Consider the following 16,106-nt stretch of genomic DNA (forward strand, 5'->3'; position numbering starts at 1 on the left):
GGCCGGCACTACTACTGAAAGAAGTATTGCAAAGAGGCAGGAGCGGGGCGGCTGCCGGGCCGCCCCGCTGAAGTTGTGGGGTTAAACGACCTCGATGGCCTCGTAACCCGCGGCGTCATTGATGTCTTCGATCGACTCGAATTCCGTTCCGACGCCGCCCGAAACGCCGGTGAGCGTGATAGTGCCGAAGCCGAAGTCGAGCACCGTGTTGGTGCCGTCGTCATCCACCACGATGGTGGCCGGATCAAACGCCGGATCGGCATCGACATTAACTTCATCGCCGTCGCCAAAGTTCAGGTCAGCGACTTCATCGTCGCCGAAGTTGGTGGCCGTGTCATCGCCGAAATTGTGCATGTCGGTGCCTGCACCGCCTGTCTGCGCATCGTCGCCGAGACCGCCGTTAAGTTCGTCGGCACCGTTGCCGCCGTCCAACTCATCGTTGCCCGCGTCGCCGTTGAGGGTGTCGTTGCCGGCGTTGCCGGAGAGCGTATCGTCTCCCTCTCCGCCATTGAGCACATCGGCATCGGCGCCGCCGGCGAGCGTGTCGTCTCCGGCGTCGCCGTCCAGCGTATCGTCGCCCGCTCCGCCGCTGAGCTCGTCGTCGCCTTCGCCGCCGGACATCGTGTCGTTGCCGCCACCACCGGTCATGGTGTCGTCGCCATCGTCACCGGACATGGTATCGTCGCCGTCGCCACCGGCCATGTCGTCCGCGTCGTCGCCGCCGCTCATCGTATCGTTGCCGCCTTGGCCGTTGAGCGTATCGTTGCCGGCACCGCCGTTCAGCGTGTCGTCATCGGCCCCGCCATTCAGCGTGTCGTTCCCGAGACCGCCATTCAGCGTGTCCATGCCCGCATTGCCGTTCAGGGTATCGTCACCGACCCCGCCGCTGAGTGTGTCATCGCCCCCGTTGCCCGACAGGTCGTCATCGCCGGCGCCGCCGTTGATGGTGTCATTATCGGCACCGCCGGCGATCGTATCGTTGCCGGCATTGCCGTTCAACGTATCCATACCGGCTCCGCCATCGATATTGTCGTCGCCCGCGCCGCCATTGACGGTGTCATCGCCTTCACCGCCGAGGATCGTATCCATGCCGGCGTTGCCGTTCAGCGTGTCGTTGCCGGCTCCGCCATCGATGTCGTCGTCGCCCGCGCCGCCGCTGACGGTGTCATCGCCTTCACCGCCGGCGATCGTATCGTTGCCGGCATTGCCATTCAACGTGTCGTTGTCGGCTCCGCCATCGATATTGTCATCGCCCGCGCCGCCAGTGACGAGGTCGTCGCCTTCCAATCCGGTAATCGTATCGTTGCCGGCCAGGCCGCTGATCTCATCGGGATCTGCCGTGCCAACCAATACGTCGTCGTTTGGTGTTCCGGGGATAATTGCCATGGTATCCGCTCCCTGAGCATGGACGTCCGCAATGACGGATCGGCTTGCGGCCCGTCATGCGTGTCGCGATTTTGGTGTTGGCTCGATTCCATCACGATCGATGTGGGGCTCGATCGCGGCAACCTTGGATTAAGGCGGGGCGGCGTCGCAATCCCCATTTGGGGACAAAAGAAATGTCGGATGGCGAACACGGAGCGAGCGGCTCACGTGTTCACTTGCAGGCGTGGCCGTTAGCTATTACTTTTTTTCGATCGCAGCCAATTGTTCCAGCACGGACGGAAACATTCGCACATATTTCTTGATGACCGTTTCTTGATGCCGGTTTCGTGATGCCATGGGTGCCGCGATTGCACGAACGCAGCGCGGCGTCTACGAGCGAAACGCTTGCGGCACCGCATGAGCTTGAGGGGATCGATCGCGAAGTATCTGCGGCTTTACGGCTGCGGACCGTCATAGCCCTCGATGACGATCAGATCGGCGATCGAGTGCGGCTGGCGCACCCTGATATTGGCCTGGTATTCCGGCGAATTGTAGCACGCCAGCGCTTTCTCGTAGCTGTCGAATTCGATCACGACGTTGCGCGAGCGGCTTTGGCCCTCGACCGCGGTGAACTTGCCGCCGCGCACGATGAAGCGCCCGCCGAATTTCTGGAAGATGGCCGGGTTGGCCGCCATGTAGGGCTTGTAGCCCTCCTCGTTGCTGACATCGACGCGACCGATCCAGTATCCCTTCGCCATCTCACTCTCCCGTTTCCTGTCTCGTTGGTTTCACTACGCCAGAGCCTGTTCGATTTCCGCCTGAATGGCGTCCGCAGCCGCCTTCGGATCGGCGGCCTCCGTTACGGGACGTCCGACCACCAGATAGTCGGCGCCGGCGGCAATTGCACGCGCCGGCGTCATGATGCGTTTCTGGTCTCCCGTTGCGGCTCCCGCCGGGCGGATGCCGGGAGTCACCAGATGCATCTGGTGGCCGACGATCTTGCGCAGCGCCGCCGCCTCTTCCGGCGAGCTGACGAGCCCGTCGACGCCGAGCACCTGCGCCTGCTGCGCCCGCGCCTCGACGAGATCGGAGACATTGAGGCGATAGCCCGCGGCATGCAGATCGCCGTCGTCATAGGAGGTCAGCACGGTGACGGCGAGAATCTTCAAGCCCGATCCGGCGCGCGCCTCGACCGCGGCCTTCATGGTCTGCGGATAGGCATGCACGGTGAGGAAGGTCGCGCCGAGTTTCGCTACGCTCTCGACGCCGCGCGCTACGGTGTTGCCGATGTCGTGCAGCTTGAGATCGACAAAAACCTTCTTGCCAGATTTCGCCAGTTGCTGCGCCAGCGGCAAGCCGCCGGCGTAAGCCAGTTGATAGCCGATCTTGTAGAAGCTGACGCTGTCGCCGAGCCGCGCGATCATCGCCTCCGCTTCAGTCACTCCTGGCAAGTCGAGCGCGACGATCAGGCGGTCCTGCGCTGCGATATCGGCTGGCTGCATGTCACCTCACATCATGCGTTGGGAAACGTCGATCAACTGCCGCACCAGCGCTTTCAGCGCCTGGGCATCGGCGGAATTCTTCAAGCGATCCATCTCGTCATAGGCGTCGTCGGCGAACGCCAGCGCGAGCTGGTTCGGAATCACCTGGGCATGGCAGGCCGAAAGTATCAGCCGCAGCGCCGCCAGGGCGCGGGCGCCGCCGAGCCGCCCGCCGGAGGCCGACGCAATTGCAAACACCCGCTCGCGAAATACTTGCCCGCGGGCCTCGTGTGCGTCCTGCACCCGGCTCACCCAGTCGACGGTGTTCTTGACCAGCGCCGGCACCGAGGAATTATATTCCGGCGTCACGATCAAGACGCCATGATGGGCCGCCATCATCCGCTTCAAATTGACCGCGTTCTTCGGCACGCCGGATTTCGCCTGCAGGTCGCCGTCATAGATCGGCAGGGGAAAGTCGGCGAGCGAGATCCGGGTGATCTCGGCGCCTTCCTGCGCCAGCGCATGCGCGGCTACCGCAGCCAGCTTCGCATTGAGCGAGCCGGCGCGTAGCGATCCCGGGATCACGAGGATTTTCAGCGCGGACATATTGAGTTCGTATTCGGGACAGACTTGCCACGCGAATACGTGGCGAGCATCTTCTACGAAAATGCTCTTAACTGATAAGTTGCGCGTATTCTATTCGCAAAACCGGTGCCCACTTTTGCGGAATACGCGGTATCAGCCCTTGCGATACACCCAGACCCGGGCGGGCGGAAGGTTCATCCAGATCCGCTCGGAAGCTTCTGTGGACACGCCCGGCAGCGATTTCGGGATCGGCGGCGCCACCGAATAGGTGAACTGCACGAAAGGCGCGCCCGGCGCCAGCGCCATGAAGGCGTCGCGGATCAGCTTCAGCCGCGTCAGCATCGGTTTGGTGACCAGCGGCAGGCCGGAGACCACAGCGGACGCCGGCGCGTCCAGCACGTCCTTGAGCGAGGAGCGTAGCGCGTAGGCGTCGCCCTGCACTACCTTGGCCTGCGGATAACGGTCGCGGAGCAGTGCGCAGAAGCCCGGATTATATTCGACCAGCACGAGCCGCTTTTGATCGACGCCGTGTTCGATCAATGCATTGGTGATCGCACCGGTCCCGGGCCCAAGTTCGACGACCGGTCCTTGTGCTTCGACGTCGACATATTCCGCCATGGTCCGGGCAAGCAGCTTGCTCGACGGCATCACCGCACCCATGTGCAGCGGCTTTTCAATCCATGAACGAAGGAAGCGGACCTCATCATCGAGACGAGGCTTCTTCAACGCACGCACGGACGATTGCAAAGGCATGTCGCTACCAGGCGGGGCCCCGCAACAAAGCAGGGGATGTCAGAAAACAGTCATAAACACGTATAGGTCGACGGGGGTACGGTCAAGCCAAACGGTAACGCGCTAGGTCCGCCAAAGTGCCCGCGATCCGGCGATAAGATCCTGTGCAAGCTGAATGAATCATGACTGCGGCGCGAGAACTGCACTTCGCCCAGCTCGCGTTCGCGCCGGTCAGGAGCCCGCGCGGCTGCCGAAGAAGTCCTTGACCTTGGTGAAGAAGCCCGCCGCTTCCGGCTGGGTGGCGCCGGACGACAATTTTTCGAACTCGGCGAGCAGTTCCTGCTGCTTCTTGGTCAGATTCTGCGGCGTTTCGACCATGACCTGGACGTACATGTCGCCGGTCTGGCGCGAGCGGAGCACCGGCATGCCCTTTGACGCAATGCGGAAACGGCGGCCGGACTGTGTCCCGGCCGGCACTTTCACCTTGGTCTTGCCCTTGTCGATGGTCGGAACCTCGAATTCGCCGCCGAGCGCGGCCGCGACCATCGAGATCGGAACCCGGCAATGCAGATCGGCGCCGTCGCGCTGGAAGAACTCGTGGGTGGCCAGCGACAGGAAAATATAGAGATCGCCGGGCGGCCCGCCGCGGACGCCGGCCTCGCCTTCGCCGGCAAGGCGGATGCGGGTGCCGTCCTCGACGCCCTGGGGGATATTGACCGACAGCGTGCGGTCGCGCGTCACCCGACCCGAGCCTGAGCAGTTCGGGCAGGCGTCCTCGATCATCTGGCCGCGGCCCTGGCAGCCGGGGCAGGTCCGCTCCAGCGTGAAGAAGCCCTGAGCCTGACGCACGCGGCCGGCGCCGCCGCACATCGAGCAGGTCTTCGGCTTGGTGCCGGCCTTGGCGCCGGTGCCCGAACAGGGTTCGCAGGTGACCGAGACCGGAATCTCGATCTGCGCGGTCTTGCCCTGGAAGGCTTCCTCCAGCGTGATTTCCATATTGTAGCGCAGGTCAGCGCCGCGCTCGCGTCCGCCGCTGCGCCGCTGCCCAGCCATGCCGAACAGGTCTTCGAAAATATCGGAGAATGACGAGGCGAAGCCGGCGCCGAAACCGGGACCGCCGCCGCCCATGCCCTGCTCGAACGCGGCATGGCCGTAGCGGTCATAGGCGGCGCGCTTCTCGCCGTCTTTCAGGACCTCGTAGGCTTCGTTGATTTCCTTGAACTTCATTTCGCTGGTGGCGTCGCCCGGATTCTTGTCCGGATGCCATTTCATCGCCAGCTTGCGGAAGGCCGACTTGAGCTTGGACTCGTCTGCGTTCCGATCGACTTCGAGGGTTTCGTAGTAACAGCGCTTGGTGGACATCAGTCAGACCCGCCCGAACTTCACGCCGAAGGCGCGCACCAAGGATGCAGCCTTCAACTTAAAGAAAAATGACCCCCACCCATCGAACGCAAGCCGCGCGCTCTTTTGGATGAGGGTCATGACCGAAAGCCCGCTTATGCTGACTTCTTGTTGTTCTTGTCGTCGTCGACCTCGGTGAACTCCGCATCGACCACGTCATCCTTGGCGGCATCCTTCTTGGCGTCCGCCTCGGCCTGCTGCTTGTACATGGCCTCGCCGAGCTTCATCGAAGCCTGCGCCAGCGTGTTGGTCTTGGCCTTGATGGCATCGGCATCGTCGCCCTTCAGCGCTTCCTTCAGGTCGCTGACGGCATCCTCGATGGCGCGGCGCTCGGTGTCCTCGACCTTCGAGCCGTGCTCGGCCAGCGCCTTCTCGGTGGAATGCACCAGCGCATCGGCATGGTTCTTGGCGTCGACCGCTTCGCGGCGCTTCTTGTCTTCCGCGGCATGGGCCTCGGCGTCCTTGACCATCTTCTGGATGTCCGCCTCCGACAGGCCGCCGGATGCCTGAATCCGGATCTGCTGCTCCTTGCCGGTGGCCTTGTCCCTTGCCGACACGTTGACAATGCCGTTGGCGTCGATGTCGAAGGTAACCTCGATCTGCGGCATGCCGCGCGGCGCCGGCGGGATGCCCATCAGGTCGAACTGGCCGAGTACCTTGTTGTCGGCCGCCATTTCACGCTCGCCCTGGAAGACGCGGATGGTGACGGCGTTCTGGTTGTCCTCGGCCGTCGAAAACACCTGGCTCTTCTTAGTGGGGATCGTGGTGTTGCGGTCGATGATGCGGGTGAACACACCGCCCAGCGTCTCGATGCCGAGCGAAAGCGGGGTCACGTCGAGCAGCAGCACGTCCTTGACGTCGCCCTGCAGCACGCCGGCCTGAATTGCCGCACCGATGGCGACGACTTCGTCCGGGTTGACGCCCTTGTGTGGCTCCTTGCCGAACAACTGCTTCACGACTTCCTGGACCTTCGGCATGCGGGTCATGCCGCCGACCAGCACCACTTCGCCGATTTCGGCGGCAGTGAGGCCCGCATCCTTCAGCGCCTTGCGGCAAGGCTCGATGGTCTTCTGGACGAGATCGTCGACGAGGGCCTCGAACTTGGCGCGCGTCAGCTTCATCGTCAGATGCTTCGGCCCGGTCTGGTCCGCCGTGATGAAGGGCAGGTTGATTTCGGTCTGCGTGGTCGAGGACAACTCGATCTTGGCTTTTTCGGCGGCCTCTTTCAGGCGCTGCAAGGCAAGCTTGTCGCTTCGCAGGTTGATGCCCTGCTCCTTCTGGAATTCATCGGCGAGATAGCCGACGAGCCGCATGTCGAAGTCTTCACCACCGAGGAAGGTGTCACCGTTGGTGGACTTCACTTCGAATACGCCATCGCCGATCTCCAGGATCGAGATATCGAAGGTGCCGCCGCCGAGGTCATAGACCGCGATGGTGCCTGTCTTCGTCTTGTCGAGACCATAGGCGAGCGCCGCCGCGGTCGGCTCGTTGATGATGCGCAACACTTCCAGACCGGCGATCTTGCCGGCATCCTTGGTGGCCTGGCGCTGCGCGTCATTGAAGTAAGCGGGAACTGTGATGACCGCCTGCTCGACCTTCTGGCCAAGATGGGCTTCCGCGGTCTCTTTCATCTTTTGCAGGATGAAAGCGGAGACCTGCGAGGGCGAATAGGTCTTGCTGTCGGCTTCGACCCAGGCGTCGCCGTTCGATGCCTTGACGATCTTGTAGGAGACGAGCTTCTTGTCCTTCTCGACCATCGGGTCGTCATAGCGGCGGCCGATCAGGCGCTTCACCGCGAAGAACGTACGCTCGGGATTGGTCACCGCCTGACGCTTGGCAGGCTGGCCGACGAGGCGCTCGCCGTCATCGGTGACGGCAACGATCGAAGGCGTCGTCCGCATGCCTTCCGCATTCTCGATGACTCTTGCAGTCTTGCCATCCATTACGGCGACGCACGAATTCGTGGTGCCGAGATCGATCCCAATGACCTTTCCCATGGTCCTCATATCCTTCTTTTTGCGGCAGGTTGGCTGGGCCCTGGACGGCGCACCTAACCGAACCCCCAACGTTCAAATACTCGCGATATTGCGACGGTGAGCCTCATATAGGAGGGGGGGTCGGGCCTGCAAGGACCGAACGTAACGTTAGGGCCTGAAAAGGCTGACGTTTGAAAGATTGTGTCAGCCCGGGGCGGGGGCGCATCAGTGCCTCAAGCGGCGTTAAGAAATCTGCAAGGCCGCTGAGCGCTCGCGCCGCCGAAACGTTGCGCAGCGATGCGGCATCATCCCACCGCGAGGGCCCCGCCGCCGCGGGCGGGGACGCGGTATTTGGCCGCTGGAAGCGCCTCAAAAAGAGCCCGGATACCGGGCAGAATCCTGCAAAAAAGCAGCCATATCGGATCGTAACGGTGGAACGGACGCCTGCCCTGCCCTGTTGCAGGGACATCAAAACCGCTAAAAGCGGGCCGACTGGAACGACCCTGTCGTGCCCCGAGGCCCAAGATTCCGCTACAAGATTCCATTGGCACCGTCCGACCATGAACGGCCTCCATGCAAACCCGGTAGATCCTCCATGACGCCCATTCGATACTTCGCTGCGGTTGCCCTGATCGTTGCCGCCATATCTTCTGCCTTTGCCGCTTCCGCGTTCGCCGCCGACCCGGTCTTCCCGCCCGGCGCCAGGGTCGGCATGACGCCGCTGGTCGGCCTCAACAAGGCCAGAACGTTCATAGGCTTTGAGACCGAGGACAAGGGCGTCAAGGTGCTGGTCACCGATCTGCCCGCCGAGGCCTATGGCGAGGTCGCCAACGCCTTCAAGGCTAACCCGGGCGGCACCGGCGGCATCAAGCCGGAGAGCATTGAGACCGCGGCGGGGCTCGCCTACTACACCGTCGAGAACGGCAAGGACGGCACCACCAATGTGCGCCGCTATTCGATGATCCTGCCCGGCCCCACCTTCTCCGGCTATGTTGCCGTGCAGGTGCCGGAGAACGCCTCGAAGATCTACACCGACGACGCCGTGCGCCAGATGTTTGCTTCCGCTGTGATCCGCACCGAGGTTCCGGTCGAGGAGCAGCTCGGGCTGATGCCGTTCAAGATCGGCGAGCTCTCGAGCTTCAAGAACATCCGCACGCTGGCGCCGGGCGCGGCCCTCATTCTCTCCGACAGCGACGAAAAGAAAGGTTTTGAGATCGCGCCCTTCATGATCATCGGCCTGATCGGCTCGACCGCGGCCTCGCCCGACGATCGCGGCCGCTTTGCCCAGCAGATTGCGACCACGATTCCCGGCGTGCGCGACGGGCGGATCACGATGTCCGAGCCGGTCCGCATCGATGGCCAGCCCGGCTACGAGACGCGCATCGATGCCACCAGCGGCAAGGACAATACGCCCGTCACCATCGTGCAATGGCTGCGGTTTGGCTCGCAGACCTCGATGCGCATCATCGGCTCTTCACCGCGCGAGGAATGGACCAAGGCCTTCCCGCGCTTCCGAGCGGTCCGCGACGGAATTCATCCGCGAACCTGATTACCGGATAGTCCGGCGCGCCGTGATTTCGGGCTTTCGTTTTGTACACAAATGGAACTAGCCTCCCCCGGGTACACATCAGGGGAGATGCGCTATGCTTTCTCGTAGGCTGGTTCTGACAGGTCTCGGCGCGACGTCGGTCGCTGCCCTCGCACCAGGAGCGCTCATGGCCGCACCGATCAAGCCGGATAACGCTTCGGCGCTGCTTATCATCGACGTGCAAAACTGTTTCCTTCCCGGCGGCAGCCTCGCGGTCAAGGACGGCGACCAGGTCATTCCGATCATCAACGGCATCGCCAAGGGCTTTGCCAATGTCGTGCTGACGCAGGACTGGCACACGCCGGGTCATGTCTCGTTCGCGACATCGCATTCCGGCAAGAAGCCGTTCGAAACCGTCAGCCTGCCCTACGGCAAGCAGGTGCTGTGGCCCGAGCACTGCGTGCAGGGCACCGAGGGCGCGGCACTGTCTAAAGATCTCTCGCTCCCGCAGGCCGGGCTCATCATCCGCAAGGGCTTTAACAAGGAGGTCGACAGCTATTCGGCCTTCACCGAGGCCGATGGCAAGACGACCACAGGGCTCGCCGCCTACCTGAAGGCGCGCAAGGTGAAGCGCCTGTTCCTGGCGGGGCTCGCCACCGACTTCTGCGTGGCATGGAGCGCGCTCGACGCGCGCAAGGCAGGCTTTGAAACCTATGTGATCGAAGACGCCTGCCGCGGCATCGACACGCAGGGCTCGCTTGCAAAAGCCTGGGCAGACATGACCAAAGCCGGCGTCAAGCGCATCCAGTCGAGCGACATCGCGGCATAACGCGCGTCGTCTTCGGAGGCCAGGAATGCCCGGTCCGGCGGCACCGTTCGCGTTTGAGATGATCCGTCGCGCGCCGTCGCAGCGCACGGCAGGCCTGATCTCGGGCATGACCGGGTATCGCGAAACGGCGCGCGGCCGGTTTTTCCAGCGCGAAACCGCAGGTTTGGTGGTGCCGCTGATCATCAGCTTCGGCACGCCGTTCCTGATCGCGCTCGGGCGCGCGCCCGACTTGGCGGACCGGCAGCCGAGTTTCGCCGCCGGGCTTTATGCCGGGCCTGTTCATATCGAATCCGACGGCGGCGCCGAATGCGTGCAGGTGGATTTCACGCCGCTCGGCGCCTACCGCTTCTTCGGCGGCGCCGTCGTCGATCTCGCCGCGCGCATGGTCGACATCGGCGACGTGCTTGGTCGCGAGAGCCGGCAACTGCGCGAGCGGCTTGGCGCGACACCCCGCTGGCAGGACCGCTTTGATCTGGTCGAGGATTTTGTAGCAGGCCGCGACAGCCATTTGCCCTCGCCCGAGATCGAATTCGCCTATCGCCGGCTGGCACGCAGCGCGGGCGGCGCGCGGATCGCCGCGCTCGCAAGTGAGATTGGCTGGAGCCGCAAGCACTTCGTGGATCGTTTCCGATCCGAACTCGGTCTCGCGCCGAAGCCGATCGCCCGCATGTTGCGCTTTCGTGAAGCCTGCCGGCTCGCGCGGACGGAAACCGCAAGCGGCTGGGCTGCCATTGCGGCCGAAAGCGGTTATGCCGACCAGGCGCATCTCGTCCGCGAATTTTCTGCCTTGGCCGGCGAAACGCCGACGGCGTGGGCCCGGCGCCTTGCGCTGAATGATAGCCGCCTGACGCGACCGCTCGACGCGCTGGACGCCTAGAGCTTGATCCGGAAAAACGGGTACCGGCTTTTCGAAAAATAGCTCGTTCCGGTAACAAATCTTCAAGCCCGAGCTGACGCGTCCGTCGCATACTGGCGCAACAGCGATCAGCAGGGAGTTTTTCCGTGACCGAGCAAAGCAAGATCGAAGCGCCGCGCCTCTATCCGACGATGCGCTGTCGCGATGCCGAGACCATGATCCGCTGGCTGAAGGACGTGGTTGGTTTCACCGAGTATGTCACCTACCGCAAGGAAGGCGCGGTGCAGCATGCCGAACTCGCCTACGGCTCCTCGCTGCTGATGCTCGGCCAGTGCGGCGACGACGAATACGGCAAGCTTGTCGGCGATATCGGCGGCCGTCGGACGGATTCGCTCTACGTCGCGGTCGACGATCCGGACGCCCTGCACGCCAGGGTCAAGGCGTCGGGCGCCAAAATCGAGATGGAGTTGCACAACACCAATTATGGCAGTCGTGACTTTGCCTGCCGGGATCCGGAAGGCAATCTCTGGAGTTTTGGCACCTACTGGCCAAAGACGACCGAGAAACCACTGGAAGGCTCCACCAGCTCAAGTGCAGTCGACGATATCGCGGCTTGGCGTGGCAAATATGCCTCTTAAGACCCTCATCCTGAGGAGCGCGGAACGCGCGTCTCGAAGGATGAAGGCCGAGGTGCAGCAGCGGGGCCTTCATGGTTCGAGACGGCGCTGACGCGCCTCCTCACCATGAGGGTCTATCGCTCACGCCGCGCTGTTCGGTTCGTTGTTGGCCGGCGCGGCCTTGGCGCCGCCCTTGGAGACGCCGACCAGCGCCGGGCGCAGCACGCGCTCGCCGATCATGAAGCCGGCCTGCACGACCTGGACCACTGTCCCCGATGGAACGGACGGATCGGGCACTTCGTACATCGCCTGCTGGAAGTTGGGATCGAACTTCTCGCCCGACGGATCGAACTTCCTGACGCCGTTCTTCTCCAGCGTGTTGAGCAGCGAGCGCTCGGTCAGCTCGACGCCTTCGATGAAGGCCTTGATGCCCGGATCGGCGGTCTCCCTGGCCTCGGCGGGAATCGCGTCCAGCGCGCGCTGCAGATTGTCGGCGATCTCCAGAATGTCGCGCGCAAAGCCGGTGATGCCGTACATCTTGGAGTCGGCAACCTCGCGCCTTGTGCGCTGGCGCAGGTTTTCCATTTCCGCCAGCGTGCGCAGCACCTTGTCGCGCGCTTCGGCCAGTTCCTTGGTCAGTGCCTCATTCGATCCTTCCTCGGGATCGTCGGGCATGATGTACGGTTTTGAGACCACGGGCTCGCCGGTCTGGGCCGGATTTTCCGCGTCGTCACTCGGCCGCTTGGGATCGGTCATAAGACTGCCTTCTCAAAAAACGCATCTGGTTGGATGGGGATTTGTTAGGCGGGATATCGTGCTTTAATGGCCGAAAATCAAGCGCAACCACACCGGATTGGGGTCAATTTGGGGCCGGTTAGCCGCCCAGCATCCGGCTGACGATCCGGGCAGCGTAATCCACCGTCGGAATCACCCGGGCGTAGTTCAGCCGCGTCGGCCCGATCACGCCGAGAACGCCGACGATGCGGCCCGATGCGTCGCTGTAGGGCGCGATGATGGTGGAAGAACCGGACAGCGAAAACAGCTTGTTCTCCGATCCGATGAAAATCCGCACGCCTTCGGCGCGCTCCGCCCGGCCCAACAGATCGATCACGCCGCGCTTGGTTTCGAGATCGTCGAACAGCGACTTGACGCGTTCGAGATCTTCCAGCGCGTGCAGATCTTCGAGCAGGTTGGCGTGGCCGCGCACGATCAATTGCCGGTCCTCGTTTTCGCCGCCGGACCAGCTTGCGATGCCGGCCGCAATCACTTTCTGCGTCAGTTGATCGAGTTCGACGCGGCTCTGCGCCAGCGCGGTCTCGAGTTCGAGCCGCGCTTCGGCGAGCGTGCGGCCGCGAATCCGCGCATTGAGGAAATTGGTCGCTTCGGTCAGCGCGGAAGAGGGAACGCCGGGCGGCAGCGTCAGCACACGGTTTTCGACCTGTCCGTCTTCGCCGACCAGCACCACCAGCGCGCGCTCCGGCTCCAGGCGCACGAATTCGATGTGCTTCAACCGCGAATTGGATTTGGCGGTCAGCACCACGGCAGCCGCCCGGGTCAGTCCGGACAGCCGCGTCAGGGCTTCGCCGAGCGCGGCCTCAACCGATTGTGCGCGACCGACAGACGCAAGCTGGTTCTGGATCGATTCCCGCTCGGGTTCGGTGAGGTCGCCGACCTGCATCAGGGCATCGACGAAGAAGCGCAGGCCGAGTTCGGTGGGAAGGCGGCCTGCCGAGGTATGCGGCGCGTAGATCAGGCCGAGCGCTTCGAGGTCCGACATCACGTTGCGAACCGAAGCCGGCGACAGCGGCATCGCGATCAGGCGCGAGACGTTGCGCGAGCCGACCGGCTCGCCCGTCGCGAGATAGCTCTCGACGATTTGACGAAAAATGTCGCGCGAGCGCTCGTTAAGCTGGGCAAGCCCGGCAGGCGGCGCGATCAGGCCAATCGGATCGTGGTGGGCCACTGTTAACTCCCTGATACCCCTAATTTGTCGTTCCGGCGGGGCGATGACAAGCGTCCCTTTCTTCATGGTGTTTTCGAGCGAGGAAACCGCATCAAAACATCACGAAATCGGGGCCAAAAACCCTTGCCGCTACGCACGCCCCCACCTACAAGCACCGCAAACGCGTTTTCGCTCGATTTTCGAAAGGATTTCCCATGCGGCCAAGCCGCCGTGCGCCCGATGAGCTGCGCCCCGTGTCTCTGGAACGCGGTGTCGTCAAGTACGCCGAAGGTTCCTGCATGGTGAAGTTCGGCGACACCCATGTGCTGGTCACCGCCACGCTGGAGGAGCGGCTGCCGCCCTGGTTGAAGGGCCAGGGCCGCGGCTGGGTCACCGCCGAATATGGCATGCTGCCGCGCGCCACCCTGGAGCGCACCCGCCGCGAGGCCGCGTCCGGCAAGCAGGGCGGCCGCACCGTCGAAATCCAGCGGCTGATCGGCCGCTCCTTGCGCGCAGCCGTCGATCTCGAAGCGCTCGGCGAACGCCAGATCACGGTCGACTGCGATGTGATCCAGGCCGACGGCGGCACCCGCACGGCCTCGATCACTGGCGCCTGGGTGGCGCTGGCCGACTGCATCTCGTGGATGAAGAACCGCAACATGCTGAAGACCAACGTGCTGCGCGACAATGTCGCCGCGATCTCCTGCGGCATCTATCAGGGCACGCCGGTGCTCGACCTCGACTATGCCGAGGATTCCGAGGCCGAGACAGACGCCAATTTCGTCATGACCGGCGACGGCCGCATCATCGAGGTGCAGGGCACCGCCGAGAAGACACCGTTTTCGCAAGACGAGTTCCTGGCGCTGATGGAACTGGCGCGCAAGGGTGTCGCGCGCCTGGTGGACTTGCAGAAGATGGCCGTCGCGTAGTCTGATCGATCATGCACCGTCGAATCACTGGCCGGCTCGTGATCGCGACCCATAATCCCGGCAAGCTTGCCGAGATGCGGGAACTGCTGGCGCCGCATGGCGTCGAGGCTGTTTCCGCGGGCGACCTGGGCCTCGGCGAACCCGAGGAAACCGGCGAAACGTTTCGTGCCAATGCGGCGATCAAGGCGATTGCGGCGGCGAGAGCGGCGCAGCTTCCAGCCTTTGCAGACGATTCCGGCCTTGTGGTCGATGCGCTGGACGGCGCGCCCGGGATCTACTCGGCACGCTGGGCCGGCGAGGGCAAGGATTTCACCGCAGCGATGACCCGGATCGAGCGCCTGCTGCAGGAGCGCGGCGCAACGACGCCTGACAAGCGCGGTGCGCATTTCGTTTCCGCGCTGTGCGTCGCGTGGCCGGACGGCCATATCGAGGAGGTCGAGGCGCGCACCGATGGAACTTTGGTCTGGCCGCCGCGCGGCACCGCCGGTTTCGGCTATGATCCTGCTTTCCAGCCCGATGGGCACACGCGGACCTTTGGCGAGATGACCTCGATCGAGAAGCACGGCCTGCCCCCGCTCGGCCTCGGCCTGTCGCACCGCGCCCGCGCCTTCGTCAAACTGGCGGAGATCTGCCTTGGCTAGCGCCGAACGCCACTACCCGAAGCGAGCCGCCTTCGGCGTTTACGTGCACTGGCCGTTCTGCCTGTCGAAATGCCCGTATTGCGATTTCAACAGCCACGTCCGCCACGCGCCGATCGACGAGGAACGCTTTGCGCGCGCCTTTGCGCGTGAGATCGAAACCACCGCGGCGCGCGCCCCGGGACGGACCGTCACGTCGATCTTTCTCGGCGGCGGCACGCCGTCGCTGATGCAGCCGCACACCGTCGGCGCGATCTTGGACGCGATCGGAAAACACTGGCGCGTCGCCGACAATGTCGAGGTCACGCTGGAGGCCAATCCGACCAGCGTGGAAGCGACGCGGTTTCGCGGCTATCGTAGCGCCGGCGTCAACCGCGTCTCGCTCGGCGTGCAGGCGCTCGACGACGCCTCGCTGAAAGCACTCGGACGATTGCACAGCGCGCGCGAAGCGCTGGACGCGATCGCGATCGCGCGCACCGCGTTCGACCGCTACTCGTTCGACCTGATCTACGCCCGCCCCGACCAGACGCCGCAGATGTGGGCGGACGAATTGAAGCTCGCGATCTCGGAAGCCGCCGAGCATCTCTCGCTCTACCAGCTCACCATCGAGGAAGGCACGCCGTTCTTCGGCCTGCATGCCGCGGGCAAACTGAAGACGCCGGACGAGGCGCTGGCGCGTACGCTTTATGACGTGACGCAGGAGGTCTGCGCACAGCATGGCTTGCCGGCCTACGAAATTTCAAACCACGCGCGGAGAGGCGCGGAGTGCCAGCACAATCTCGTCTACTGGCGCGGCGACGAATATGCCGGCATCGGCCCGGGCGCGCATGGGCGGCTGGATATTGACGGTGCGAGACACGCTATCGCGACCGAGAAGCGCCCCGAGGCCTGGCTGATGCGTGTCGAGGCCAACGGCCACGGCGTCGTGACCGACGATTCGCTCAACAGCGAAGAACGCGCCGATGAATTCCTGCTGATGGGATTGCGCCTGTCCGAAGGTATCGACCCCAAACGCTATGCCGCGCTATCAGGCCGCGCGCTCGATCCGGGCCGGATCGCCGTCTTGCGCGAGGAAGGCGCGATCACCGTCGACGCCGACGGCAGGCTGCGCGTGACAAAGGATGGCTTTCCGGTATTGGACGCCGTGGTTGCGGATTTGGCGGCGTAAGCTTCGTAGATCCTATGGGGTGGCAGGTGGTCAGGGGTAAGCTGAGTTTGCGAGCACCC

16 protein-coding genes are annotated in these 16,106 nt (G+C 63.7%); 7 read left to right on the forward strand and 9 right to left on the reverse strand.

What is annotated here, in order from left to right; translation table 11 throughout:
- Positions 1-81: 81 nt before the first annotated feature.
- From CP49_RS04370 to dnaK, 7 genes are all read right to left on the reverse strand, one after another.
- Complete coding sequence (locus CP49_RS04370; RefSeq protein ID WP_082645864.1) at positions 82-1,386, reverse strand: calcium-binding protein; 1,305 nt, start codon at positions 1,384-1,386, stop codon at positions 82-84.
- A gap of 434 nt (positions 1,387-1,820) precedes the next feature.
- Entirely contained in the window at positions 1,821-2,123 is a 303-nt protein-coding gene (locus CP49_RS04375; RefSeq protein WP_057849078.1) for a DUF1330 domain-containing protein, read from the reverse strand.
- Positions 2,124-2,156: 33 nt separating this feature from the next.
- On the reverse strand, positions 2,157-2,867 hold the full coding sequence (pyrF, locus tag CP49_RS04380) for an orotidine-5'-phosphate decarboxylase (protein ID WP_057849079.1): 711 nt from the start codon (positions 2,865-2,867) through the stop codon (positions 2,157-2,159).
- Positions 2,868-2,873: 6 nt separating this feature from the next.
- On the reverse strand, positions 2,874-3,452 hold the full coding sequence (locus CP49_RS04385; protein WP_057849080.1) for an NADPH-dependent FMN reductase: 579 nt from the start codon (positions 3,450-3,452) through the stop codon (positions 2,874-2,876).
- A gap of 132 nt (positions 3,453-3,584) precedes the next feature.
- Positions 3,585-4,184: a class I SAM-dependent methyltransferase gene (locus CP49_RS04390; RefSeq protein ID WP_057849081.1), complete on the reverse strand. Its 600-nt coding sequence runs from the start codon at positions 4,182-4,184 to the stop codon at positions 3,585-3,587.
- A gap of 210 nt (positions 4,185-4,394) precedes the next feature.
- Entirely contained in the window at positions 4,395-5,525 is a 1,131-nt protein-coding gene (gene dnaJ, locus CP49_RS04395; protein ID WP_057849082.1) for a molecular chaperone DnaJ, read from the reverse strand.
- 134 nt (positions 5,526-5,659) lie between these two features.
- Positions 5,660-7,561, reverse strand: coding sequence for a molecular chaperone DnaK (dnaK, locus tag CP49_RS04400; protein ID WP_057849083.1), 1,902 nt, complete (start codon positions 7,559-7,561; stop codon positions 5,660-5,662).
- 574 nt (positions 7,562-8,135) lie between these two features.
- Between dnaK and CP49_RS04405 the strand changes: the two genes are divergently transcribed.
- The 4 genes from CP49_RS04405 (at position 8,136) to CP49_RS04420 (ending at position 11,391) form a co-directional block, all read left to right on the forward strand.
- The gene (locus CP49_RS04405) at positions 8,136-9,089 is read left to right on the forward strand and encodes a hypothetical protein (protein ID WP_057849084.1); all 954 of its coding nucleotides are present in this window, start codon (positions 8,136-8,138) and stop codon (positions 9,087-9,089) included.
- A gap of 94 nt (positions 9,090-9,183) precedes the next feature.
- Complete coding sequence (gene pncA, locus CP49_RS04410; protein ID WP_057849085.1) at positions 9,184-9,897, forward strand: bifunctional nicotinamidase/pyrazinamidase; 714 nt, start codon at positions 9,184-9,186, stop codon at positions 9,895-9,897.
- 25 nt (positions 9,898-9,922) lie between these two features.
- The gene (locus tag CP49_RS04415) at positions 9,923-10,774 is read left to right on the forward strand and encodes a helix-turn-helix domain-containing protein (RefSeq protein ID WP_057849086.1); all 852 of its coding nucleotides are present in this window, start codon (positions 9,923-9,925) and stop codon (positions 10,772-10,774) included.
- Between the two features lie 125 nt (positions 10,775-10,899).
- A complete protein-coding gene (locus CP49_RS04420) occupies positions 10,900-11,391 on the forward strand; it encodes a VOC family protein (protein WP_057849087.1) in 492 nt (163 codons plus the stop codon).
- Positions 11,392-11,511: 120 nt separating this feature from the next.
- Here CP49_RS04420 and grpE read toward each other — a convergent pair whose 3' ends face one another.
- Both grpE and hrcA read right to left on the reverse strand, forming a co-directional pair.
- The gene (gene grpE / locus CP49_RS04425) at positions 11,512-12,126 is read right to left on the reverse strand and encodes a nucleotide exchange factor GrpE (RefSeq protein WP_057849088.1); all 615 of its coding nucleotides are present in this window, start codon (positions 12,124-12,126) and stop codon (positions 11,512-11,514) included.
- 118 nt (positions 12,127-12,244) lie between these two features.
- On the reverse strand, positions 12,245-13,333 hold the full coding sequence (gene hrcA, locus CP49_RS04430; protein WP_057849089.1) for a heat-inducible transcriptional repressor HrcA: 1,089 nt from the start codon (positions 13,331-13,333) through the stop codon (positions 12,245-12,247).
- Between the two features lie 194 nt (positions 13,334-13,527).
- Here hrcA and rph point away from each other — a divergent pair, with 194 nt between their 5' ends.
- Genes rph through hemW form a run of 3 tightly spaced genes read left to right on the forward strand, consistent with a single transcriptional unit; the run spans position 13,528 to position 16,047 of the window.
- A complete protein-coding gene (rph, locus tag CP49_RS04435) occupies positions 13,528-14,241 on the forward strand; it encodes a ribonuclease PH (protein ID WP_057849090.1) in 714 nt (237 codons plus the stop codon).
- A gap of 11 nt (positions 14,242-14,252) precedes the next feature.
- Positions 14,253-14,882: an RdgB/HAM1 family non-canonical purine NTP pyrophosphatase gene (gene rdgB, locus CP49_RS04440; RefSeq protein ID WP_057849091.1), complete on the forward strand. Its 630-nt coding sequence runs from the start codon at positions 14,253-14,255 to the stop codon at positions 14,880-14,882.
- Complete coding sequence (gene hemW / locus CP49_RS04445; protein ID WP_057849092.1) at positions 14,875-16,047, forward strand: radical SAM family heme chaperone HemW; 1,173 nt, start codon at positions 14,875-14,877, stop codon at positions 16,045-16,047. Before rdgB ends, hemW begins: the two co-directional genes overlap by 8 nt.
- Positions 16,048-16,106 lie beyond the last annotated feature (59 nt).

Source organism: Bradyrhizobium valentinum (genome assembly GCF_001440405.1).
GTDB lineage: Bacteria > Pseudomonadota > Alphaproteobacteria > Rhizobiales > Xanthobacteraceae > Bradyrhizobium > Bradyrhizobium valentinum.